General features: G+C 47.9%; 22 protein-coding genes. 14 read left to right on the top strand and 8 right to left on the bottom strand.

Annotation, left to right across the window (positions count from 1 at the left end; genetic code table 11):
- The first annotated feature begins 56 nt into the window (after positions 1-56).
- The 7 genes from murC to ACYVJG_RS06600 all read left to right on the top strand — a co-directional run bounded on the left by murC (position 57) and on the right by ACYVJG_RS06600 (position 6926).
- Positions 57-1457, top strand: coding sequence for a UDP-N-acetylmuramate--L-alanine ligase (murC, locus tag ACYVJG_RS06630; protein WP_460430349.1), 1401 nt, complete (start codon positions 57-59; stop codon positions 1455-1457).
- A 47-nt stretch (positions 1458-1504) separates the two neighbouring features.
- Positions 1505-2440: a D-alanine--D-alanine ligase gene (locus tag ACYVJG_RS06625; RefSeq protein WP_460430471.1), complete on the top strand. Its 936-nt coding sequence runs from the start codon at positions 1505-1507 to the stop codon at positions 2438-2440.
- Between the two features lie 6 nt (positions 2441-2446).
- Positions 2447-3193 (top strand): cell division protein FtsQ/DivIB, encoded by a 747-nt coding sequence (locus ACYVJG_RS06620; RefSeq protein ID WP_460430348.1) that lies wholly within the window; start codon positions 2447-2449, stop codon positions 3191-3193.
- A 47-nt stretch (positions 3194-3240) separates the two neighbouring features.
- Positions 3241-4455, top strand: coding sequence for a cell division protein FtsA (gene ftsA, locus ACYVJG_RS06615; RefSeq protein ID WP_460430470.1), 1215 nt, complete (start codon positions 3241-3243; stop codon positions 4453-4455).
- A gap of 131 nt (positions 4456-4586) precedes the next feature.
- Entirely contained in the window at positions 4587-5780 is a 1194-nt protein-coding gene (ftsZ, locus tag ACYVJG_RS06610) for a cell division protein FtsZ (protein ID WP_460430347.1), read from the top strand.
- Positions 5781-5782: 2 nt separating this feature from the next.
- Positions 5783-6706 carry a UDP-3-O-acyl-N-acetylglucosamine deacetylase gene (gene lpxC / locus ACYVJG_RS06605; protein WP_460430346.1) on the top strand — a complete coding sequence of 308 codons (924 nt, stop codon included), beginning with the start codon at positions 5783-5785 and terminating at the stop codon, positions 6704-6706.
- Positions 6707-6746: 40 nt separating this feature from the next.
- Positions 6747-6926 carry a hypothetical protein gene (locus ACYVJG_RS06600; RefSeq protein ID WP_460430345.1) on the top strand — a complete coding sequence of 60 codons (180 nt, stop codon included), beginning with the start codon at positions 6747-6749 and terminating at the stop codon, positions 6924-6926.
- On the opposite strand, the gene ACYVJG_RS06595 is transcribed toward ACYVJG_RS06600, so the two are convergent.
- Positions 6923-8809, bottom strand: a complete 1887-nt coding sequence (locus ACYVJG_RS06595) for a DUF4214 domain-containing protein (protein ID WP_460430344.1) — start codon at positions 8807-8809, stop codon at positions 6923-6925. The genes ACYVJG_RS06600 and ACYVJG_RS06595 overlap by 4 nt on opposite strands.
- Before the next feature lie 107 nt (positions 8810-8916).
- Here ACYVJG_RS06595 and ACYVJG_RS06590 point away from each other — a divergent pair, with 107 nt between their 5' ends.
- The 3 genes from ACYVJG_RS06590 to ACYVJG_RS06580 all read left to right on the top strand — a co-directional run bounded on the left by ACYVJG_RS06590 (position 8917) and on the right by ACYVJG_RS06580 (position 12101).
- Positions 8917-10146, top strand: a complete 1230-nt coding sequence (locus ACYVJG_RS06590) for a glycosyltransferase family 4 protein (RefSeq protein ID WP_460430343.1) — start codon at positions 8917-8919, stop codon at positions 10144-10146.
- Between the two features lie 6 nt (positions 10147-10152).
- Positions 10153-11739: a M10 family metallopeptidase gene (locus tag ACYVJG_RS06585; protein WP_460430342.1), complete on the top strand. Its 1587-nt coding sequence runs from the start codon at positions 10153-10155 to the stop codon at positions 11737-11739.
- Positions 11740-11801: 62 nt separating this feature from the next.
- Positions 11802-12101 carry a hypothetical protein gene (locus tag ACYVJG_RS06580; protein WP_460430341.1) on the top strand — a complete coding sequence of 100 codons (300 nt, stop codon included), beginning with the start codon at positions 11802-11804 and terminating at the stop codon, positions 12099-12101.
- A gap of 27 nt (positions 12102-12128) precedes the next feature.
- Here the strand turns inward: ACYVJG_RS06580 and rng are convergent, their stop codons facing one another.
- From rng to secA, 3 genes are read right to left on the bottom strand one after another with little or no spacing between them, the layout of a single operon-like run.
- Positions 12129-13625, bottom strand: coding sequence for a ribonuclease G (rng, locus tag ACYVJG_RS06575; RefSeq protein WP_460430340.1), 1497 nt, complete (start codon positions 13623-13625; stop codon positions 12129-12131).
- Positions 13625-14254, bottom strand: a complete 630-nt coding sequence (locus ACYVJG_RS06570) for a Maf family protein (protein WP_460430339.1) — start codon at positions 14252-14254, stop codon at positions 13625-13627. The genes rng and ACYVJG_RS06570 overlap by 1 nt, the downstream gene beginning before the upstream one ends.
- Positions 14233-16956 carry a preprotein translocase subunit SecA gene (secA, locus tag ACYVJG_RS06565; RefSeq protein WP_460430338.1) on the bottom strand — a complete coding sequence of 908 codons (2724 nt, stop codon included), beginning with the start codon at positions 16954-16956 and terminating at the stop codon, positions 14233-14235. Before secA ends, ACYVJG_RS06570 begins: the two co-directional genes overlap by 22 nt.
- Before the next feature lie 253 nt (positions 16957-17209).
- Here secA and ACYVJG_RS06560 point away from each other — a divergent pair, with 253 nt between their 5' ends.
- Together ACYVJG_RS06560 and ACYVJG_RS06555 are read left to right on the top strand one after the other, a co-directional pair.
- Entirely contained in the window at positions 17210-18397 is a 1188-nt protein-coding gene (locus ACYVJG_RS06560) for an HD-GYP domain-containing protein (protein WP_460430337.1), read from the top strand.
- A gap of 126 nt (positions 18398-18523) precedes the next feature.
- The gene (locus tag ACYVJG_RS06555) at positions 18524-20248 is read left to right on the top strand and encodes a methyl-accepting chemotaxis protein (protein WP_460430336.1); all 1725 of its coding nucleotides are present in this window, start codon (positions 18524-18526) and stop codon (positions 20246-20248) included.
- Positions 20249-20356: 108 nt separating this feature from the next.
- Here the strand turns inward: ACYVJG_RS06555 and ACYVJG_RS06550 are convergent, their stop codons facing one another.
- The 3 genes from ACYVJG_RS06550 to ACYVJG_RS06540 form a co-directional block, all read right to left on the bottom strand.
- The gene (locus ACYVJG_RS06550) at positions 20357-20848 is read right to left on the bottom strand and encodes an aminoacyl-tRNA deacylase (RefSeq protein ID WP_460430335.1); all 492 of its coding nucleotides are present in this window, start codon (positions 20846-20848) and stop codon (positions 20357-20359) included.
- Between the two features lie 5 nt (positions 20849-20853).
- Positions 20854-21501, bottom strand: a complete 648-nt coding sequence (pyrE, locus tag ACYVJG_RS06545) for an orotate phosphoribosyltransferase (RefSeq protein WP_022654131.1) — start codon at positions 21499-21501, stop codon at positions 20854-20856.
- A 117-nt stretch (positions 21502-21618) separates the two neighbouring features.
- Entirely contained in the window at positions 21619-22398 is a 780-nt protein-coding gene (locus tag ACYVJG_RS06540) for an exodeoxyribonuclease III (RefSeq protein WP_460430334.1), read from the bottom strand.
- A 196-nt stretch (positions 22399-22594) separates the two neighbouring features.
- Between ACYVJG_RS06540 and ACYVJG_RS06535 the strand changes: the two genes are divergently transcribed.
- Together ACYVJG_RS06535 and ACYVJG_RS06530 are read left to right on the top strand one after the other, a co-directional pair.
- Positions 22595-22744, top strand: coding sequence for a hypothetical protein (locus tag ACYVJG_RS06535; protein ID WP_460430333.1), 150 nt, complete (start codon positions 22595-22597; stop codon positions 22742-22744).
- 2 nt (positions 22745-22746) lie between these two features.
- Positions 22747-24285: a methyl-accepting chemotaxis protein gene (locus ACYVJG_RS06530; RefSeq protein WP_460430332.1), complete on the top strand. Its 1539-nt coding sequence runs from the start codon at positions 22747-22749 to the stop codon at positions 24283-24285.
- Between the two features lie 156 nt (positions 24286-24441).
- Here ACYVJG_RS06530 and ACYVJG_RS06525 read toward each other — a convergent pair whose 3' ends face one another.
- Positions 24442-24858, bottom strand: coding sequence for an HIT family protein (locus ACYVJG_RS06525; protein WP_460430331.1), 417 nt, complete (start codon positions 24856-24858; stop codon positions 24442-24444).

Genomic DNA, 24858 nt, shown 5'->3' with positions numbered 1-24858 from the left:
TTTTCATGCTTAAGTCATCCCGTTTATCTGCCTAAATTTATAGAAGCGTTTGTGCAATGAAACATAAAGTTAAACATATTCATTTTGTCGGTATTGGTGGGGTTGGCATGTCGGGGATTGCTGAGGTGTTATTAAACCTTGGTTATCGTATTTCTGGGTCGGATGTCGCCGATGGGGTTGTGACTCAGGCGTTAAAACGCGCGGGTGCCGAGATTTTCTTTGGTCATGATGCCCATTATGTCGCTGGGGCGGATGTGGTGGTGACCTCAAGCGCGGTTAAAGCGGATAACCCTGAAGTGATGGCCGCACGGGTGGCTGGGGTGCCGGTGGTACCTCGCGCCATGATGTTGGCAGAGTTGATGCGCTTTAAGCAGGGGATTGCGATTGCCGGTACCCACGGCAAAACCACAACCACCAGTTTAGTGGCATCAATTTTAGCGGCTGCCGGCCTTGATCCGACTTTTGTGATTGGTGGGCGTTTAGAAGCGGCAGGGAGCAATGCCCGTTTAGGCTCGGGGGAATTCTTGGTTGCAGAGGCGGATGAATCTGATGCCTCGTTTTTGCATCTGATGCCGGTGATGTCGGTGGTGACGAATATTGATGCTGACCATATGGATACCTATGGTCATGACTTAGAGAAATTACGCCAAGCTTTTATCGATTTTTTACATCAGCTGCCTTTCTATGGTCGTGCTGTGTTGTGTATGGATGACCCCGGTGTGCAGGCGATTTTGCCGCAGGTAAAAAAACCCGTGACCACCTATGGCATCACCAGTGCAGCCCAATTACGGGCAGAAAATATCCAAGCGGTGGCAGGCACCATGTGCTTTGAAGCCTGTTGGAAAGAAGAGCAACAGAGTTATTGTTTACCGATTACCTTGAATCTACCCGGCCGCCACAATGTGTTGAACGCGCTGGCGGCGATTGCAATTGGGTTGGAATGTGGTGCCAGTCATGCCGCTATTGTGAAAGCGCTTGCGGAATTTTCTGGCGTGGGGCGACGTTTCCAGCGTTATGGTGAGTTGGCATTACCAGATGGCCGCCGTTTTACCTTGGTGGATGATTATGGTCACCACCCTGTTGAAATGGCTGCCACACTAGAAGCCGCTCGCGGGGCGTTTCCTGATCGACGCTTAGTTTTGGTGTTTCAGCCTCATCGCTATACCCGTACGCGTGATTTATTTGAAGACTTTGTGCGTGTGTTATCAAAAACCGATGCCCTGATTTTGACAGAAGTGTATGCCGCAGGTGAGCAGGCTATCGTGGCGGCGGATGGGCGTGCGTTGGCACGTGCTGTCCGTGTATCGGGCAAAGTAGAACCCGTGTTCGTGGAACAGATGGCGGAGTTACCTGCCTTGGTATTAGATCAAATCCATGATGGGGATGTGGTGATGACAATGGGGGCAGGGTCGATTGGCTCGTTGCCGAACAAATTAGTCCAAATGGTAAACGCATAAAGGATTGCAGCGTGGAAACACCGATTTCTTTTTCCATTGACCCCACCATGCAAGCTCGTTATGGCAAGGTGGCGGTGTTATTAGGTGGCCACTCTGCCGAACGTGAAGTGTCTTTGATGAGTGGTCAGGGGGTGTTACAAGCTTTACGCAGCCGAGGTGTTGCGGCTTATCCTTTTGATCCTGCGGAAAAACCGTTATGGGTGTTGAAAGAAGAAGGGTTTGACCGTTGTTTTTTGGTGTTGCATGGCCGTGGTGGTGAAGATGGCACCGTGCAAGCGGTATTAGAAGTGCTGGGTTTGCCCTACACCGGTTCTGGGGTTATGGCTTCTGCCATTGGGATGGATAAATTCCGTACTAAGCTGGTATGGCAAGCCTTAGGGATTTCAACCCCCGATTGTGTGGTATTGACAGCAAATAGTGACTTTACTGCATTAGAACAACAGCTCGGTTTGCCTTTGATGGTTAAACCTGCCCATGAAGGGTCGTCGATTGGGATTGTCAAAGTCACTCAGCCCGGGCAACTCGCATTGGCGTATCGTGAAGCGGCGAGCCGTGATTCGTTGGTGATTGCAGAAAAATTTGTACATGGTCAGGAATACACTGCGCCCGTGCTTGGTACACAAGCACTGCCCTTGGTGAGAATTGAAGCTCCGCAGGGCAATTATGATTATGAGCATAAATATTTTACTGATGATACCCAATACTTCTGCCCCAGTGGTCTAGATGCCGAACTTGAAGCCAACATCCAACAACTGGTGTTACAAGCGTTCAAGGCAGTAGGTGCAGAAGGGTGGGGACGCATTGATTTAATGTTAGATGCGGCACAACAACCGTGGCTATTAGAAATCAATACCACGCCGGGTATGACCAGCCACAGTTTGGTGCCGATGGCTGCTCGGGCCGCTGGTCTTGAATATGAAGACCTTTGTTTGGCGGTATTAGACAGTACCTTGGCCGATGACGGGAAGCGACACAAGGAATAACCCGCCATGTGGGATAATCATCAAGCCTTAAAAGCGATTGCTAACCTGTTGTTCACAGCGGCATTTTTGATGTTGCTGTATGCAGCAGGTTTTTGGCTTGCACACTCGCCTTATGTCCCAGTCAAAAAAATTCGCATTGATGGCGAATTGAATCATGTTACGGCTGAGCAGTTACGTGCGATTGCTGAAAATGAACTCAAAGGGACTTTCTTCACCTTGAATCTTGATGCAACCCGCGCTGCGTTTGAAAAGTTGCCGTGGGTGCGGCGTGCCGCAGTGCGCCGACAATGGCCAGATCAGCTCGATATTTGGATTGAGGAGCATGTGGCTGTTGCTCGTTGGGATGAGACCGGATTGTTATCGTCCAAGGGTGAATGGTTTGATGCCGCCACCAGTGAGGTATTGCCGCTGGCGCATGGCCCTAAAGGCAGTGAAAAACAACTGGCAGAAGGTCTTATAAAATTTACTGAGATTTTGGCCCGAGCCGATTTAAAGCCGGTCGAATTTCGCCTAGAAGCGCGTCAAGCTTGGGAGCTGGTGTTAGAAAATGGCATGGTATTAAAGCTTGGGCGGGTTGATGTCGAGCCACGGCTCCAACGATTTGTTGGGCAATGGACACGACATTTAGCCACTTTGCCTTATCGAATTGAGTATATCGATCTGCGTTATCCAAACGGATTCGCAGTTAAGATGCCCGACTACAAACCGGGTGTGAACAAGATGCCGTCGCGTCTGACGGCCCCAGCAGCCTAAGAGACATTGGGAGCGATGTGGTGAGCAAACCCAAGGAACACAATCAGATGCTAGTTGGCCTCGATATTGGCACGTCCAAAATCGTGGCGGTGGTGGCAGAAGTGCTTGAAGATGGTTCAATTAACATCATCGGCATGGGGAATGCCCCATCGCGTGGCTTGCGTAAAGGCATGGTGGTGAATATTGAATCCACCGTCAAAGCCATTCAGCGAGCGATTGAAGAAGCCGAACTGATGGCTGATTGCAAGATTCATGAAGTATTTACAGGGATTGCCGGCAGTCATATCAAGAGTGTGAATTCTCATGGCATGGTGGCAATTCGTGATGGAGAGGTGACACAAGCGGATATTGATCGGGTCATTGAAACCGCCCGCGCTGTGACTATTCCTCCCGATCATCAAGTTTTGCATATTCTGACTCAAGAATTTTGCATCGATGGACAAGAAGATGTGCGCGAGCCACTCGGCATGTCGGGGGTACGGCTTGAGGCACGGGTGCACATTGTGACCGGTGCGGTGTCGGCGGTGCAAAACATCAATAAATGTGTTCGTCGCTGTGGCTTGGATACCTTGGACTTGATTTTACAGCCGTTGGCTTCGGCCACAGCTGTTTTGACCGATGACGAGCGTGATTTGGGTGTCTGTTTGATTGATGTGGGTGGAGGAACAACCGATATCGCAGTGTTTGTGAATGGTTCGATTCGTCATACGGCGGTGATTCCGATTGCTGGTGATCAAATGACTAACGACATTGCGATGGCGTTACGGACACCCACCAAAGAAGCGGAAGAACTCAAAATTGCGCATGGTTGTGCCTTAGCCCGTTTGGCAGATCAAGGTGAGATGATCAATGTGCCGGGGGTGGGCGAACGCGGCACTCGGCAGCTCTCACGGGCTACGCTGGCAGAGGTAATTGAACCACGTGTTGAAGAGTTGTTTACCCTCGTCCAACAAGAGTTACGCCGCAGCGGGTTTGAGGATGTGATTTCATCCGGTGTAGTGTTGACTGGCGGCTCTGCTTTGATGCAAGGGATGTGTGAATTGGCAGAGGAAGTCTTTCATATGCCAGTTCGTGTTGGGGTGCCAAAGTACTTTGGCGGTTTAGCCGGTGCAGTGAAAAACCCTCGCTTCTCAACAGCAGTGGGTTTGTTGACGTTAGGTAAAGAACAAATTCACCGTCCTAGCCCAGTTGAGAAAAACGAAAACGGCTCAGTGGGGCATTTATTTAGTAAAATGAAAGCATGGTTTGCTGGCAACTTTTAAGCTAATTACCTCAATTTTTGGCAAATTTAACAAGGTTCCTGCGTAAACCACTGGCTAGGGATAACATTTTTTAATTCAAGATAACGTAGTTCGGGCAAAGATCTTTACGGAATTGAATCGAGGAGGCTGTGATGAGTATGGTGTTCGAAATGGTGGACGAGGCGCATGCCAAAGAAGCCATTATTAAAGTAATCGGTGTCGGTGGCGGAGGATGTAACGCAGTCGACAATATGATTGATGCCAGCGTGCAAGGTGTTGAGTTTATTTGTGCCAATACCGATGCAAAAGCATTAAAGCGCAATAAAGCCTCAACCCTGATTCAGCTTGGACAAACCCTCACTAAAGGTTTGGGCGCGGGTGCTTTGCCCGAAGTGGGGCGTAACGCTGCGATTGAAGACCGTGACCGCATTGCAGAATCTTTACGTGGTTCGAATATGGTGTTTATTGCCGCAGGGATGGGCGGTGGTACGGGAACCGGTGCGGCGCCGGTTGTCGCAGAAATTGCAAAAGATTTGGGAATTTTAACGGTTGCTGTGGTGACTAAACCGTTTATGCACGAAGGTAAACGGATGAAAATTGCGCAGGATGGCATCGACTCCCTACGCAAGCATGTTGACTCGCTGATTGTCATCCCCAATGAAAAGTTGATGGAAGTGTTAGGTGATGATGTCACCATGCGCGATGCCTTCCGTGAAGCAGATAATGTTCTGCGTGGTGCGGTTGCGGGGATTGCTGAAGTGATCACCACCCCTGGTTTAATCAGTGTTGACTTTGCTGATGTACGCACAGTGATGAGCGAAATGGGGATGGCAATGATGGGCTCGGCGCTGGCCAGTGGTGTTGATCGTGCGCGTGTAGCAGCGGAACAAGCAGTGGCAAGCCCATTGTTAGATGACATTACCTTAGATGGGGCTCGTGGCGTGTTGGTGAATATCTCGACTGCACCGGGTTGTCTGAAAATGAAGGAATACCACGAAGTGATGGGGATTATTCGTCAGTATGCTGATCCTGATGCACAGGTAAAATTCGGTACAGCAGAAGTCGAAGACATGGAAGAAGACGAGATTCGGGTGACTTTGATTGCCACCGGTTTGACTGCACGCAAACCGACTCGTGAAGACCGTCCGGATATTCGCGTCGTCCGCACTGGCACCGACAATTCTCCGCTAGAACCATTATCCGGTTTAGCTGAATTAGATCGTCAGCCAGCGGTGATGCGTCGCGCGCGTCGTCCAGCCACATCGGTTGAACCGGTTGATTTCACCAAACCAGAAATCAGTGAGTCTTACGATATTCCCGCTTTCTTGCGCAAGCAAGCGGATTAACCATGATCTATCAGCGAACACTCAAAACAGTGATAACAGCAAGCGGAGTGGGTCTGCACTCTGGCGACCGCATCCGCTTAACCCTTCGACCGGCACCGGTCGACTCGGGTATCGTTTTCTGCCGCACAGATTTGCCCGAACCTTGTGCGCTGAAAGCCGACCCCACGCTTGTGAATGACACGCGGCTATCCTCGACGCTAGTTAATCCACAAGGTGTGCGGGTTGGCACTATTGAACACTTGATGAGTGCGTTTGCTGGGTTGGGGATTGACAACATTGTGGTCGAAATGACGGCACAGGAAACCCCTATTATGGATGGGAGTGCTGCGCCGTTTATTTTTTTACTACAATCTGCGGGGATTATTGAACAAAAACCTGCTTTAAAAAAATTTATTCGTATTAAAGAGCCGTTATACGTGAGCGAAGGTGATAAATGGGTGCGTTTGGATCCTTATGAAGGATTTAAAGTCAAACTGTCCATTGAATTTAATCATCCCGTTTTTCGCCGCTCACCGCAGACGGTAGAAGTCGATTTCGCCCAACGTTCTTATATCGATGAAATTGCTCGTGCACGGACATTTGGTTTTATGCACGAAGTTGAAACCATGCGTAATCATGGGCTTGGTTTAGGTGGAAATCTTGATAATGCTATCGTGATTGATGATGAATATGTGTTGAATCAAGATGGCCTGCGTTTTCCCGATGAGTTTGTCAGACATAAACTACTCGACGCTATCGGTGATTTATATATCATTGGACATCCTCTGATTGCTGCTTTCTCTGGCCATAAATCTGGTCATGCCCTCAATAATCAGCTGCTACGGGTTTTATTGAACACCCCACAGGCTTGGGAATTTGTCACTTTCCAATCTTCCGATGCAGCCCCTTCTAGTTTTCATCAACTTCCTGAATCAATGACGGTCTAAACGCTTACCTCTTATCTATCTCCACAGATGTCAGGAGCGCATGATGCTGTTTTTTCGTCTTTGGTTAATTGGGTTGATTGTAGGTGGCGGTTGGGCATTGATTTGCTTCCTCTTTACCCGCGACCGCCGCTACCTACGCACTAGCCGTGCGATTGTACTTTCTTCCCTACTTTTTGCTGCTGTGTTGGTGGGATTGCGTTTTTTGCAACGAATTTTCTAGACAAAAATAAAAGTATCTTTGTTTAGGGTAACGTTCCAGCTTTGGGCAGTTAATGTTCCAACTAGAGAAATTTCGTTGAGCGTGATATTAGCAACGTCCAATTCATTTTGGATAAACCAGATATCTGCTTGTTTATTTCTAATATCTGTCGTGATAATAATTGATCTACCGGCGATGGCTGGAGTCGGGGGAGAAAAACTTGTCCCAAACAGTGCAAATATGTCATTAGATGTCGGTCGGTTTGGAATAATATTGTTTGACCAAACACCATTTGCTTCAATAACATAAACTCCACCATTTTCAATCGCTGTTATTGGTGTAATCCCTAATTCTATTGAAACTGCTTTTGGTGCTTTGCTATAACCAAGTAGCTTACTAAAATCTAAACTATCTTTTTCTGTACCAGAGCTGCCTCGATAGTCGGTAACCTGGGTATAACTCTTGCCTGATAAATATCCCGTTGCAAAATCGAATACAAACCTATCGGCACCTTCTCCCCCAGTTAACACATCTTTACCCTCACCACCATATAGGGTGTCAGCTCCTTTTCCTCCAGTAAGCGTATCATTCCCACTTCCTGTGGTAAAAGAGGCAGAGGTGTTGTCTAGCATCGGTGCTTTTAATACTAAATTTTGACCACTCTGATCATTGAACTTTATTGTGCTTTTGCCTGTTATATTTGAAAAGTCGAATGTCGTGATATCGCTCAGATCGTCTTTGCTGACTTTAAATGGTTTACCACCACTTGAAAGCGTGATGGTTTGCTTGCCATCTACTGATAAATAAGGAATGGCTGTGTTAATATCAATCGTTTTTACAGTTCCTTCTAGCTTAATTCCTGACTCTGATAGCTCTGCATCATAAAAATCTATCATTTTCAAATCAACCGATAAATTCGCTCCCATGACTTGGGCAGATTTTGCCCCAAAGAAGCTTTTATCTGAAAAAGAAAACTTGACCGTTGTATCTTTATCAGAGGTGTGTGTTTTTGCACTCCCTAAAAAAGTAATTTCTGCATGTTTACTATCCAGCTTAATAATTTCTGCCGTGATTCCAGAAGGCAAACCTGAAACAACCTTGGCATCGGTTATTTTTGCACCAATCACACCAGAGAAATCAACATTATCAAGTGCTAGTATCACTTTTTTTGAGAATGTTCCGTTGTTTGTGTTGTCTTCAAATAGTTGGCTATCACTTGCCGATAAGGAGGGCCAACCAGTGATAGGTGTTCTCATCAATGCCTGATCTGCTATGGTTTCAATAGAAGCATTTTCATAGGCTGTAATTTCGGCAGGTGTCGGTTCTCTCCCCGTTGCGGCAAGAAAAGCTAAACTGACTTTGACTTTCTCTGTGATAATCGATTTATCTTTGAAAGAGCTAGATAATAACGACTGGGTCAAATCTCCTCGCGTTTTCTCTCCATCGCTCAATTCTTGTAAGTATTTATTTAGCGTTGTACTATCGATCTTTCGACCTGTGATACCCTGATAAAGATTTTCGACAAATTTTTGATTATCTGGGAAAGCATCATTGCTATATTTCTTACCGGGAACAGAGAGCGCCAAATCAGCAATTTGACCCAATGATATCCCTGATTTATGTAGATTCATTGCCTCAAGATAGGTTGGGTAATCTGGGGCTCTGTCGAGTAGTGCAAAGAACATTGTGCCAATATCTTCGGCGCCGCCACCTATGCGAGAAGGTGATTTGTATAAACCGGTCAGGATATCTTTAAACACAGACATACCATCTTTGCTGAATTTTTTCACTGCAAGTGAAATTTCTGTGGCTGGTTGTGAACCGGTCATGACTCGATATATATTGCCAATCAGCAGTTCTGCATTTGCCAAATCAGTGGTGCTAGGAAAAATCATGGTTGTCATTTTGAATGCCTACCCTTGAAAGACTTGATCTATGTTACACATCTTGTTAAATCAACTCAAATCGATTGATTAATTGCTTCAATTTTCTCTTTGAATAACTCGTTAAAATGAAAAAAATCCTACTCGTTCATCAAAACTTCCCTGGTCAGTATAAACACCTTGCCCCAGCCCTCGCTGCTCGAGGTGATCAAGTGGTGGCCTTAACTATCAATCCTGCCCCCGCTATGTCGGGTGTACAAGTGTTTCGCTATGGACTCACTAGAGGTGCTTCTTCAGCGATTCATCCACTGATTGCAGAGCAAGAGGTGAAAGTTATCCGTGGTGAATCCTGCGCTCGTGCCGCTCGTGCATTAAGAGAACAAGGCTTTGTGCCTGACATCATTTGTGCACATCCGGGCTGGGGCGAAGCTTTGTTTTTAAAAGATGTATTTCCTGAAGCTGCTTTACTGTTGTTTCACGAATTTTTTTATCACGCCCGTGATTTTGATGTTGGCTTTGACCCAGAATTTCCTGCTCAGGGGTTGGAAAGCGATCAGCGTTTACGGATGAAAAACGCCCATCTTTTATTATCTTTCAATGCCGCAGATGCCCTCGTTACACCGACTTATTTTCAGCGAGATACGCTACCTGTCTGGGCACATCCCATCACGGAAGTGATTCATGATGGAATTGATACCCAGAATTTGTTGCCCGATCCCACCGTGTCTCTGACCATTGATGGTAAAGCGTTGCGTTATGGCGATCCTATCGTGACATTTGTGAACCGCAATCTTGAGCCATACCGTGGTTATCACCAATTCATGCGTGCTTTGCCATTATTACAACAACAATGCCCTGAAGCGCAGATTGTGATCGTAGGCGGCGATGATGTGAGTTATGGGGCACGACCGCCTGCCGGAAAAACATGGAAACAGATTTTCCTTGAAGAAGTAGAAAGTAAACTGGATCTGAGCCGGATTCATTTCGTGGGTACGTTGGCTTACCCACAGTTCATCACTTTACTGCGACTGTCCGCTGCTCATGTTTACTTAACCTATCCTTTTGTATTGTCTTGGTCGTTGATTGAGTCGATGAGCTTGCAGTGTCCGATTGTTGCTTCAGATACAGCGCCGGTCCGTGAGGCTATCCATCATGGTGAGAATGGATTATTGGTGGATTTCTTCCAGCCTCATCAATTAGCCGATGCCATCGCACGCCTACTCAAGCAACCCGACTATGGACGGCAGCTTGGTGCACAAGCAAGAAAAACCGCCGTTGCAAACTATGATCTAAAAACCGTATGTTTACCGCAACACTTGGCATTGATTGATCGTCTTATTGATATGAGAAAAGGCTAAATAGTCATGGAAAAAACACTCGTTGCGACCGCTGCCGGTTCAACTTCTCTTCCCCCTGCTTTTCCAAACCCAATCTTGAAAACCAAATTCAGTGGCGATTATCGTATTGATGCTTTAATTGAGGATATTGATTTTCGTTGGAATAAGGATAAACCTGTTGGCTCGGCAGTTGAAGTGACCTTCAGTTTTATGGAAGCAAAACCACTTTATGGTGGAACAGACGATGGTTCCGGTTCGGGGTTTTATCGTTTTTCTGAACAACAGAAACAGGCAGCGAGGAATATCCTCACAGAGATTTCCGCACAGACAGGTTTAACCTTTCGTGAAGTAAGTGACACTAGCCAAACTTATGGGCAACTTCGCTTTGGTAATAATAACCAAAGTTTTTCTGGTTATGCTTGGTTGCCGTATTCGAATACAGGTAGTAGTGCCGATTTAAATGGTGACGTTTGGATTAGTCGTGATTATTCAGATAAACAGACACCTGGAGAATTCAATTATGCCACGTTAGTCCATGAAACCTTACATGCCTTGGGTTTAAAACATCCGGGCAATTATGATGCTGGCGGTAATAATCAAACTAGCAGTGGTAATTATCTAGGCGTTAAAGAAGATAATTTGCAGTACACTACAATGTCCTACCGTGATGCTGCAAATGGTTTGGAGTTACAGCAAAAGGGGATGGGACTTTATGATTTATTAGCATTACAGTATCTATATGGCAGTAAAGCTTATCAAACTGGAGACAATGTCTATCGTTTTACAGATCAAGATGGTCAGGCAATTCAGTTGTTAAATGATACTGCAGGATATGATATTTTGAATTTTTCAGCTATTTCGACTGGCTTGACGATTGATATCAATGAAGGAGGATTTGCCTCATTTGGTAAAACCAATGACGGTAGAAACAGTGCTGATAATCTAGCAATGGCTTTTGGTACGCAAATTGAGGAAGTCGTTGCGACGGATAGCAATGATATTATCACCGGTAATTCTTTAGCGAATGTCGTTTATTTGCGACGCGGCACAGATCGTTTCAATGGTGAAAAAGGATTGGATACCGCTGTTTTAGAAGGACGAATGCAGGATTATCAACTGCAGTTGACTAATAGCAGCTCAATTATTGTGAATCCGATTTCTGCGCAATCAAATGGAAGCAAAACCCTGAACCAAGTCGAACGAGTGGGTTTTAGTGATGGTTATTTTGCCTTTGATGTAGGTATGAACCAAAACGGCGGTAAAGCATATGCATTATGGTATGCGGGATTTGACCGTGCGCCGGCACCCAAAGAAATTGGACGTTGGTTGGCTGAGTTTGATGCAGGAAAAACCATGTCACAAGTCGCTGATAGTATGTTAAAAGCGTATGCGCCAACGGTCAGTCACCAAGATTTAGTCAGTGTCTTGTATCACAATGTCGTGGGTTTTTGGCCAGACCAAGCGGTATTAAATCTTTATACTGGTATGTTACAACGAGGTGAGCAGACACAAGCGAGTCTATTTGCCTTAGCCGCCACGACAGCTGAGAACCAGAATCAGGTTATTGCTGTGGTTGGGAGTCAATTTGCTTATCAGCTGGACGGACAAGCTTAATTTTTTGAGGATGAGAACGGATGTTGGGTCACAGAAAGCCAATTGGGCGGTGGATTGTTGTCATGCTGTGGTGTTTCAGCAGTGGTATGGCGTTGGCACAAACAGCAGATGAAGCTTTGTTGGCGGCTCAACTCAATTTTCAACGTGCAAAAGCCAGTATTGATGAAGCAGACAAAAAACTGCAATTGGCCACTCAAGCCCATACGCTGGCAGAACAACGATTGTTGGATGCGCAGCGTATGTTGCAGCAGGCTAGCCAAGATTTACAGCAAGCGCAGCTAGGCCGGCAAACTGCAGACACGGATTTATTAGAAGCCACCGAGCGTTTGAATCAAGCATGGCGGCGTAAACAGGCAGAGTGATTCTCTTAAAATGCTGCAGCGGTAAGATCAAAGCAACACAATATCAAACTGCTCTTGGCTATACGCAGTTTCAACCTGTAGCGAAATGGGTTTACCGATAAAATCGACTAACATCGCCAGTGATTGTGATTCTTCGTCGAGGAACATATCAATCACCGGTGGCGAAGCTAGGATGCGGAATCCGCGTGTTTCAAATTGGCGTGCTTCACGCACAATTTCTCGTTGAATTTCATAACACACTGTCTGTGCGGTTTTAATCTCGCCTCGCCCTTGGCAGGTAGGACACGGTTCACATAACACATGGGCTAAACTCTCGCGGGTCCGCTTACGGGTAATCTCAACCAAGCCCAAACTGGTAAACCCGTTGAGGGTGACACGGGTTCGGTCACGGGCTAAAGCTTTTGCCAATTCGTTTAATACCGCTTGTTTGTGCTCATCGCTGTCCATGTCGATAAAATCGACAATAATAATCCCGCCGAGATTGCGTAATCTGAGCTGTCGTGCAATGACGTGGGTGGCTTCTAAATTGGTTTTAAAAATCGTTTCATCAAAGTTACGCGTGCCAACAAAGCCACCCGTGTTGACATCAATCGTTGTCATTGCCTCAGTTTGATCGATGATGAGATAACCACCAAACTTCAGATTGACTCGTCGTGCTAATGCGCGATCGATTTCTTCTTCAATCCCATGCAGTTCAAACAAAGGACGTTCGCCGCTATAGCGTTCAATCCGACTCATCACTTGGCTGACATATTGCGCTGCAAATTCGGCCATCTTTTCGTAATTCTCTGTCGAATCAACGATGATTTTTTCTGTGTTTTCACTGACCATATCGCGTAATACACGCAGCGATAGGGATAAATCTTGGTAGAGCACTGTTTCGGGCGGCATCAGCTTAGTTTGTTGGCCAATATCAGCCCAAAGTTTAGTCAGGTATTCGATATCGGCAGCTAATTCTTCATCCGTGGCGGTATCGGCACTGGTGCGAATGATATAACCGTGTGGGCCAGTATTCGGTAATAAGGCTTCTAGTCGGCTTTTGAGCTGGTGGCGTTCGGTTTCCGACTCTATTTTTTGCGAAACACCAATATGGTTTTCTTGTGGTAAGTGGACTAAAAAACGTCCTGCCAAACTGATTTGTGTCGAGAGCCGTGCACCTTTGGTACCGATAGGGTCTTTAATCACCTGCACTAACAGCGTTTGTCCTTCCCGCAGCATATTTTCGATGCGTTGGGTTTCTGCAGGGTGTTGTCGTTGTTCGAGGATATCTGCGACATGAAGAAAAGCGGCCCGTTCTAACCCAATCTCGATGAATGCCGATTGCATTCCTGGTAACACGCGCCGTACTTTACCAAGATAGATGTTGCCCACAATCCCTCGGCTTGCAGTCCGTTCGATATGCAGCTCCTGTACCACGCCATCTTCAATAATTGCCACCCGTGTTTCCTGTGGGGTGATATTCACCAGAATCTCATCACTCAATCGGACACTGTCGCGGGGGGGGAGCGGTATTGGCGCACTCATCAGGATTCTTTCGGCTGTAAAACAAAAGGGATAGCAAAGCGTTGTAGCAATAAAGCAGTTTCGTGCAGTGGAAGACCCATGATGCCAGAGAAACTACCGTCAATTTTACGGACAAAGGTTTCGGCTAAGCCTTGGATGCCGTATGCCCCTGCTTTATCAAACGGTTCTCCGCTGGCGAGATAGTGCGCTAACCACGTATCAGGAATTGTAAAAAAGCTCACATCACTTTGAGAGACCACACTGACGATCTCATCTTGATCGGCAATAGCGACCGCAGTAAAGACTTGATGCTGTTGGCCCGACAGCTGCTGCAACATCGCTCGGGCATGAGCAGGCGTATCTGGTTTACCAAAAATGGTTGAACCCAAAGCAACGGTGGTATCTGCAGCGAGTACAGGCTTGCTTGGCAGGCCTTGTTGTTGACACAGTTGTTGCGTAGCAAGGGCTTTGGCGCGTGCGAGTCGCTCCACATAGTGCAAAGGAGCTTCCCCATCCATTTCCGTTTCATCGATATGGCTGGGGATAACGTGATACACCACCCCCAACCGCGTCAATAATTCGGCGCGGCGAGGGCTGGCAGAAGCCAAATACAGATCGACTGCGGCGGTCATGCCAGCTTGCCGTGGCATTGTTTGTATTTCTTCCCTGATCCGCATGGGCAAGGGTCGTTACGTCCCACACGGATGCCTTGGGCTGCCAGATTTTCTGGGCTGTACGGGTTACCGTTTTCCTCATCCTGTTGCATAGGGTGCAAGCTGTCTGTGGCGGCGGGATGATTCGCGATGCCGGCGATGGTTTCCGGCTCTACCGCATCGACATCTTCTTGCCCACGCACTTGAACTGTCATCAAGATTTGTGCGACATCGCGCTTAATCCGTTCCAACATATCAGAGAACAGTTCAAACGCTTCGCGTTTGTATTCTTGTTTCGGATTTTTCTGGGCGTAGCCACGTAGATGAATCCCTTGCCGCAGGTGATCGAGTGCAGCGAGGTGTTCGCGCCAATGTTGATCAAAATGTTGTAACAACACAGCACGTTCAAATTGCCGCATTACATCCACACCAGCCAGATCAATTTTGGCCTGATATTGGTCACGCGCAAGGTCTAACAAGCGTTGTTTGATCGCGACCAAGTCGGCATGTTGATCTTGGCTTAGCCAATCGGCGATTGGGGAACGTAGTTGGAATTCGGCATGTAAAGCCATTTCCAAACCCGCTACATCCCATTCTTCTTCCATCGACTCAGGCGGAATATGGGCGTCAAACAAGCTGGACAGCACATCATCGCGCATGGTGCTTACCATCTCGGCAACGTCCTGACTTTCTAGAATTTCGTTGCGTTGTTGGTAAATCACACGGCGTTGATCGCTGGCAACATCATCGTATTCCAACAGTTGCTTACGGATATCAAAGTTACGGCCTTCTACCTTGCGTTGGGCATTTTCAATCGAACGGGTCACCCAAGTGTGTTCAATCGCTTCGCCTTCTGGCATTTTCAGCTTGTCCATGATGGCTGCGACGCGATCAGAGGCAAAAATCCGCAACAAAGGATCTTCTAAACTGAGATAGAAACGGCTAGAGCCCGGATCGCCTTGTCGACCGGCCCGTCCGCGTAGCTGGTTGTCAATCCGGCGTGATTCATGGCGCTCGGTGCCGATAATGTGTAAACCACCGGCAGCCAACACCGCATCATGGCGTTGTTGCCATGCTTGCCGTAAATCGGCAATGCGTTGGGTTTTTTGTTCTGGGCTGAGTGTTTCGTCCACTTCGATAGCACGAATTTCAGGTTCGGGATTCCCCCCCAACACAATATCCGTTCCTCGGCCTGCCATATTGGTGGCAATGGTCACAGCGCCGGGTCGCCCCGCTTGGGTGATAATGTCAGCTTCTCGGGCATGTTGTTTCGCATTCAACACTTCATGACTGAGCCCTTCTCGTTGTAACAGCTGCGACAACAATTCAGAGCTTTCAATCGATGTGGTACCCACTAACACCGGCTGTCCACATTCGCGACAAGCACGAATATCAGCGACGATAGCCGCATTTTTTTCTTGCGATGTTTTATAGACCAGATCGAGATGATCTTTCCGCACCATCGGACGGTTAGTCGGGATAATGACCGTCTCTAAACCGTAAATTTGCTGGAATTCATACGCCTCAGTATCCGCAGTCCCCGTCATCCCCGACAGTTTTTGATATAGCCGGAAGTAATTTTGGAAGGTAATCGAAGCGAGAGTTTGGTTTTCGCGTTGAATAGCGACATTTTCCTTCGCTTCAACGGCTTGATGCAGCCCTTCTGACCAACGGCGGCCAGACATCAGACGGCCGGTAAATTCATCGACAATGACCACTTCGCCGTTTTGCACCACATAGTGTTGATCTTTGTGGAATAGCGCGTGGGCCTTCAAAGCGGCGTTGAGGTGATGCATCAGGGTGATATTGGTTGCCGAATACAGACTATCGCCTTCTTTCAACAAACCCGCCTCAATCAGCAAGGTTTCTGCATGTTCATGGCCTGCTTCTGATAACAACACTGAGTGTGCTTTTTCGTCCACCCAATAATCACCTTCGCCTTCTTCTTCTTGTTGCCGAATCAGTTTTGGCGGGATGGCATTCATGCGGCGATAGAGATCAACATTATCTTCGGCAGGGCCGGAAATAATCAGCGGTGTCCGTGCCTCATCAATCAAAATCGAGTCAACTTCATCCACGATGGCAAACGACAACGGACGTTGTACCCGTTCCATTGGGCTATAGACCATGTTGTCACGCAGATAGTCAAAGCCAAATTCGTTGTTGGTACCGTAGGTGATATCAGCAGCATAGGCCTCTTGTTTTTGATCATGTGGCATCTGCGACAAATTGACGCCAACGGACAAACCGAGGAAGTTATACAGCCGCCGCATAATGTTGGCGTCACGTTGTGCCAGATAATCGTTCACTGTCACGACATGCACACCTTGTCCGGCCAAGGCATTGAGATAGGCGGGTAGGGTAGCCACCAAGGTTTTCCCCTCACCTGTCCGCATCTCAGCAATTTTGCCATCATTGAGCACCATGCCACCGATCAGCTGGACGTCAAAGTGCCGCATATTCATCACTCGCCGGCTGGCTTCACGGCATACGGCGAAGGCTTCGGGTAGCAGCTGTGCCAATGTTTCGCCATTGCTCAATCGTTGGCGAAATTCAGCAGTTTTGGCTGTTAATTCAGCATCCGTCAGCTTTAGTAAACCCTCTTCAAGTGCGTTAATGCGAGTCACCGTCTGTCGGTATTGTTTAAGCAAGCGGTCATTGCGACTGCCGAATACTTTTTTGAGCAACGTGGAAATCATTGGAGTCTTTTAGTCTAGGGCTAGGCCAAGGAAATGGCGTCAAGTGTAGCACAGCGCAACCCTAATCAGCATCGATAGGTCTTTTTTGATAATGTTTTTGTCATTAAACATCTTTAAAAATGCTTATGTTGTTGCTCATGTTGACGTCAATCAAAAATTGATAAATTTGTTTCATTTACCCCTATGCGAATATAGAAAAGTTCTGTCTTATTGCAGCCTTGTCATAAACCTTTAGCTTAGAGTGTGGAAGGCCATGCGTCGCATCCGCCAGACCGATTTGGTTCTTAACGAACCCCTACCTTGGGCACTGCACGACGAGCACGGCAATTTGCTGTTGCGCCAAGGTTATGTGATTACCATGCAACGTCATGTCGATAGCCTACTTGCGCGCGGGGTGTTTGTGCGTGAAGCTGGCGATGATGACGAACCGATGGTAGATGGTGGGCCGCTGCCTGCCAAAACTGTGCAACTCAAAGATCCTGTCTTTGCTCGGGCTGATAGTATGGCCCTGAGCTTAAAGCGTTTATTCGCCTTAGCTTTACAAGATCCCGGTCGAGTTGATTTTTCCACCCATGTGCAAACCTTGGCCAATCATTTAATTGAAGCCGCACAAGACGATCCAGACAGTCTATTAGCGGCCAGCCATCTCGATCGCCAAAATCCCTATCGGGTGATTCAGCAATTTCTCGGTGCGTGTTTAACGGCCTTGTTAGCCCCTGCTGTCGGCATTGCCGGTCAGGAAAAAGTGATGCTAGTTTGTGCGGCACTGACGCGTGACCTTGGCCTATGGCCAATGGATGAAGCACTCGCCGGAGCAGGCAAAACCCTTTCTGACAGTCAGCGGGCTTTGGTGAATGAACATTCGGTGCGTTCGGTGGCCTTGTTACAACGGCAGGGGGTCACCGAGAGTCTGTGGTTGCAATGGGTGAGTCAACATCACGAGCGTTGTGATGGTACTGGCTATCCGGCTAAGTTAGCGGGAGATCAGTTGGATGCCGGCACCCGCCTGCTTGGTCTGTGCGATTCGTATGCCGCGATGGTCATTCCCTATCCAGCGCGTAAACCGCAATTTCCTGCTAATGCTTTGCGGCAGCTCTTTTTAGAGCGTGAAACCCGTTATGATGCTTTGCAAGTTGCCGCTTTATTTAAATTACTCACAAAATATCCGCCTGGGGCATTGTTGAAACTGAACACCGGTGAAATTGCTGTGATTAAAGCGCGCCCTACTGCCCCCGAGCTACCACCCACCTCTTTTGTGTTGTATGACGTACAAGGTATGCCCATGTTGCAACCGAAACCCTGTCATATTGTGAATCCTGAACAGCAAGTGACGGCGATGGTGCCGGTTGAAGAATGTCGTTCTGCTTCGCTGATTATTAAACGGTTGTGGTTAAAGCCCGAGGCCAGTAAAGAAAAAGAAACTGTTGCTGCGGCTTCTTAATGCTGTGGTGGGTTGAGATTAAATCTGGATAGCAAAATCAACATAGGAGGGCGAGAACAGGGGCATGATTATCATGCTGTGCTATCCCTGCCTGCGGTGTCACAGCAGGTCTCTCGCAACATGACGATGAAACAGAATCTGCCTGTTATTGATCGAGAAACCGAACTCGAAGAAGGTGTTTCGCTGGTTTCGAAAACCGATTTAAAGGGGGTCATTACCTATGCCAACGAAGCATTTATCAAGGTCAGTGGCTTTTCTGCTGATGAGTTGATTGGGCGTAGTCACAATATCGTCCGCCATCCCGATATGCCGCCAGCGGCCTTTGCGTGGATGTGGCGCACCCTACAACGTGGCCGCCCTTGGCGTGGTTTGGTGAAAAATCGCTGTAAAGACGGCGGTTTTTATTGGGTTGATGCTTGTGTTGTGCCGGTGCGAAAGAATAACGAAACCATCGGCTATATGTCGGTACGGCAACGCGCTGATCGTAAAGAAATTGAACGCACAGAGGCGCTTTATGCACAGTTGCGTGAAACCGGCGCAGGCATTCCCGAACGCAAATTGCCCAATTTAATGACCATTAAAAATGGTTTTTGGTTGGGGTGTATTTTTGTGATTTTCCTGATGCTTGCTGGTGGTATCTTGGGGATTGGTGGCTTGCGGCTATCGAATGATGCCTTGACCTCGTTGTATCAACAACAACTGATTCCGATTGGTAAGGTCAGCGAGATCGACCGATTGATGCTAGAGAATCGCGCGGTTTTGCTCGAATTTCAGCGTGATGCCGATCAACAACGGCAAGGGGATGAACAGGCGATGACTCCTGCCTCGCGCCTTGCTGATATTCAGGCACGGCGCACCGAGATGGAACGCTTATGGCAGGAAGTGCAAGCGGTTGAAATGGATGTCGCTGCAAAAAGTGCGCGGCTGGCATTTGAACACCGCTACCAGCGTTATCTTGAGCATGGCCTAAAACCGATTGAAGCCGCTTTAGCCGCCGGTCAATTCGAACGTGCCGCCCAGTTAGTTTCGTTGCATTTATCACCGCTGTATCACGAGGCGGCACAAACCAACCAAAAACTGCAACAAACCATGCGCGCGAACGCTCAAATAGCCTATCAAGAAACCCGTGAACGCAACCGCAGTATTTGGGAAGCCGCCATGGCAGGGATTGCGTTTGGTATTTTTGCGGTGTTGATTGTGGGCGCGATTTTCCTGCGCGATATTGTGCAGCCGTTAAATAAAGCCATCACGCGTTTTGACCGTATTGCACAGGGTGATTTAACCGACCCAGTGGATTTATCTGGTCATGGTGAAACCGGACAGCTAAACCGCGCCATTGCGACGATGCAGCTGCATTTAAAAGTGATGATGGATGAGATCAGTTTGGTCTCGAATCGCATCTATGGCAGCTGCCATCATCTCAATACCGCCTTGTTTGAAGTGGCGGAACATTCGGAAGAACAGCACGACCGGGTATATCAAGCCACAGCTGCGATGCGTGATACGGTTGCCGAATCGGGGCGTTTGGGTGAACAAGTGGAGCAGTTGGCGACGACGGCAGAACAGTTGCACTTTACGGTTCGTGATCGTGAGCTGATTCGGGCGGAGTTGGAAAGTTTGGCGCAGCAGGTGATGGCGCTGGCACAACAGGCGGCGGTATCGACACGCTTGCAGGCGTTTGGTGCAGAAGAGATTGCGGAAAAAATGGGGCAGATTGCTGAGTTAATTGTCGATAATCGCCATGAAACCCAATCGGCGTATGCCGCTTCTGAACGCCTTAAAACCGCAGCCGATCAGCTTAAACAGTTAGTGGGATATTTCGAAACCACGAAGTCGGTAAACCCACAATAGCTTGTTGCGCAGAGTGTGGGTGCATTGACGAATGCGCCATATCTGGACTGGTATGGCGCGTTCTTTGTGCTTAGGTTTCGCGGTATGTTGGCAGTTAGCGACTGCCCATTAAGCGTCTTTAGGAATCGCTACATCAACCAGCGTAGGTTGTAGGATCGGCAAAATTGCCTGAGGCGAGAGGCCAACCAGATAACCGCGTTTACCCCCATTGAGGTAAATTTTCTCTAAATCGACAATGCTGGCCTGCATATAAACCGGCATCGGATTACGGGTACCAAATGGGCTGGTACCGCCAACAAGATAGCCCGAGTGTTTATTGGCAACCTCTGGCGGGCAGGGGGTGATGGTTTTAACCCCGATCTGCCGCGCCAAATTTCGCGTTGAAACCTCACAATCACCATGCATCAACACAATCAGTGGCTTGCGCTGCTCGTCTTGCATGATCAATGTTTTAATCACCACATGCTCATCAACGCCTAAGGCTTGCGACGACACTCGCGTGCCGCCTTTTTCCTCGTAGTCGTACAGATGATCGCTGAACACAACCCGATGTGCGCGTAGCACACGAATAGCGGCGGTGACAGGCGGCTTCTGGCTCATCTAAGTTAGCCCTCAACACCATATTGCGCCCGATAAGCGGCGACGGCATCGCGATATTGCGCGAGTGCTTCACTGTCTTGCAAAAAGGTCATTAAATCACGCAGCGTGGCAATCGCAATGACGGGAATGCCATATTGCTGTGCCACTTCTTGAGTCGCAGACAATTCACCTTGCCCACGCTCCATGCGGTCTAATGCAATCGCTACCCCCGCTGGCTCCGCACCCGCAGCCCGAATCAGATTGACCGATTCACGGACGGATGTACCCGCAGAAATCACATCATCAATAATCAAAACTTTGCCTTGCAACGGTGCCCCGATCAGCACCCCACCTTCGCCGTGGTCTTTGGCTTCTTTGCGGTTAAACGCCACAGGAATATCTCGGCCATGCTCCGCCGCCAACATCATCGACGTGCCAGCAGCAAGGGTAATGCCTTTGTAAGCGGGGCCAAAGAGCATGTCGAATTGGACACCAGATTCGGTAATCGAACGTGCGTAGAAACGTGACAAGGCTAACAAGCTTTGGCCGTGGTTGAACAAACCGGCATTGAAGAAGTAAGGAGATAAACGCCCGGCTTTGGTCACAAACTCGCCAAAGCGTAGCACTTGTTCATCTAGGGCAAAACGAATGAAATCTTGACGAAAATCGCTCATGGTATCCAAGCTCAACGATGAAAAATGCGACAAGGATACCATGAGCTTTTATGTCTTTGCTGCAGTGCATGAATAGCGACGTTATCTTTGCTCAAATCAGCAAAAATCCGTATTCATTTACGGCATATCGAGGTAATCCAGCACCAATGGCGCGTGGTCGGAGAATTTCTGCTCTTTATAGACATAACCCTGTGTGGCTTGGGCAGCGATAGCGGGGGTGGCGACTTGTAGATCAATCCGCCAACCAACATTATTGGCATACGCTTGGCCGCGATTGCTCCACCATGTATAGCCTTCCTCGCCGGCGGTGGGATAGCACTGACGATAGACATCAACCCAACCACTGGCATACAAATCGGTGAGCCATTGCCTCTCCTCGGGTAAAAATCCCGAGTTTTTGAGATTGCCTTTCCAATTTTTCAGATCGATTTCCTGATGCGCGATATTCCAATCACCACAAATTACAAATTGTCGTTGTTCTTGCTGCATCATCTGTAATAACGGTTGAAAAGCAGCTAAAAATTCAAATTTCGCCTGTTGTCTTTCCTCGCTTGATGAACCCGAGGGTAAATAAACTGAGATCACCGATAACATGCCGAAATCGGCTCGGATAAACCGACCCTCGGCATCAAACCGTTCATGTCCCATGCCATAGATCACCCGATCCGGTGTTTGACGACAGTAGAGACCTACGCCCGAATACCCTTTTTTCTCTGCATGATGGAAAAAACCATGATACCCCGCTGGATGCTTCATGCTTTCGGTGAGGTCGGCCGCTTGTGCCTTGAGCTCTTGCACACAAACAATATCGGCATCACTACGGGTCATCCATTCAAAAAATCCTTTGCTTGCAGCAGAGCGAATGCCATTTAGATTGGCTGAAACAACACGTAACATGAAAGAAGCCTTTGCAAAAAAGGAGCGAAAGCTAACACAGCCGGTGGCAAGGCGTGAATGCTGGCTAGAACTTGAATATCTATTCTATTGATTTGTAAAATGAACCTGAAAAAATTTGTTGTTTTTAATAAATGAACGTGAAAATCATGCTGCTTTCGTGTAAAAAGGCAGTAAATTTGTGTTTTCGGGATAAAACATGAAATCTTCTCGACGTACTAAGTATATTGTGATGCTATTGATATTGTGGTTGGGATATAGCTTCGGTAGCTTATGGTGGTTGGCATGGCGTGATGGTCTCCCAGCCAGCTTTTGTATCACCCCTCAAAGCATGATAACGAAGGGTTAAGCATGAATAACGACACAATTTCCATTGCAGGGCATTTGAATCAATCGCGCCATAAAGCCGATTTGATTTTTATGCCGGTGTTGGCAGTGCTGTTCCTCGCCAGTTTGGGCTTGGCAACATGGTATGGCACGTGGTTAGAGGCGCTGTTAATTGGCCTCCCTGCGGCAGGGATGCCTTTCGTTATTATGCGACTGAGCCCGCAAGGAGCCTTGGCCACACGCATTGCCGTTGCGGCTTCTTTTATGATCTTTTCCGCATTGTTTATTCATCAGGCACACGGTCTGATTGAAATGCACTTTGCTATTTTCTGTTTCCTTGCCTTTTTGCTGTATTACCGTGACTGGTTACCGATTGTGGTGGCAGCGGTGTTAATTGCTGTTCATCATCTGGTGTTCTTTTGGCTAGAAGCACAACAATTCCCCGTTTGGGCTTATCCCGAAGGTACCCAATTTTGGACGGTGTCGATTCATGCCCTGTTTGTGGTGTTGGAAACCGCTATGTTAGTTGTGATGTCGATTCGCATGCGGCAAGAGGCGATTGAAAGCGCGGCGGTGTCGATGTTGGCGCAAGTGATGTCAAATGGTGATTTAGCGGCGCAAATTGAGATTGAAGGCGCTCAGGCGCATAGCAAGCTGTTTAATTCAGTGGTGGAAATGCAAACCAAATTCCGCCGCTTGATGCGTGGCATTGCTGAACATGCGGTAACGGTACACGATAACTGTGCCTCGTTACACCACGCCTCACAAACCGTTGCGGAACATTCAGCCCGTCAAAGCGACTCTGCACAACGGATTAGTAGCGAAGTAAAACATCTCACTGATAGCTTTAATACCGTTGCTTCATTTGCTGTGCGTGGTGAAACCTTGTCGAAAACTTCCGCCAGCGAAGCGCGGGAGAGTGGTCAGGTGATGATTCGGACGGTACAAGATATGCGTCGGATGTCCGAAGTGATTCAGGTAACGTCTGCTGATATTGATAAGTTGGGTCAACAAACCGACCGTATTGCTGGCATTGCAAATGTGATTAAAGAAATTGCCGAACAAACCAACTTGTTAGCATTGAATGCAGCGATTGAGGCTGCACGGGCGGGTGAGCAAGGGCGGGGTTTTGCGGTGGTGGCGGATGAAGTTCGTAAATTGGCCGAACGGACGGCGACATCCACTAACGAAATTCAGAATATGATTGCTGATATGGCGCAAAGTAAAGATTCTGCGCTATTGAGTATGAGTAGTTTGGTCAGTCAGGTGGGGCAAAGTGTGGGGGTGGCGGGGGATGCTGGCGAAGCGATTAGCCGTATTACGCATTCTTCGGAACAAGTGGCACAAGCGGTGCAAGAAATTGCACAGGCGATCAATGCCCAATTAGCTGCAACTGATTTAATCGGTCAGCAAGTGGAAGACGTTGCACATAGCGCACAGGCTAATGATGAGTTGGTGAAACAGTCGTTGGTCTTAGCCACCGAAATTCGCGCTGTGGCAGAAGAATTACGCGATAGCGTAAGCACTTTCAACGTCAGAAAATTACCGCCTAATAATTACTAATTAACAAAAATTTATTAAATCCAATTAGGGGCACTTCGTAGGTGCCCCTAATTATTATTCTTCTTTGAAGATGAAGGTAGACACTGCTTTTGTGCCTATCTTTTGTCGGTATACCTATTTGGTTTGTTTCATAGACACAAAATCATGCCCACCATGCTACTGATCTAAAATTTTTTTGATAAAAATGTCCTGCGTAGCGGCATCAAGGTTTGGGCGTTGATAGGGGCGATCTGGGGCAGGAGCCCAGATGGGGGCGGGGAAGTGGCGGTCGGTTTGATAGCGTGCGATGAGATGCCAATGTAAATGGGGCACCATATTGCCTAGGCTGGCTAGGTTAATTTTATCTGGCATGGCGACCTCACGCATCGCCTGTTCCACCTTCCACACCCAACTTAGCAAATAATCACGATCTTCTGCGGATAAATCGGTCATCTCGGCCACATGCTGCTGCCAAATCACCCGTATAAACCACGGATAGTCTGGTTCATCGGTGACCCAAACTACCCGCACTTTTTCATCTTGATACAACAATTCACCCCCTGTGGCGTGGCACAGTGGACACACGTTTGGCAT

The organism is Aquaspirillum soli (genome assembly GCF_054781915.1).
This window is presented reverse-complemented; position numbering and strand designations above follow the sequence as displayed.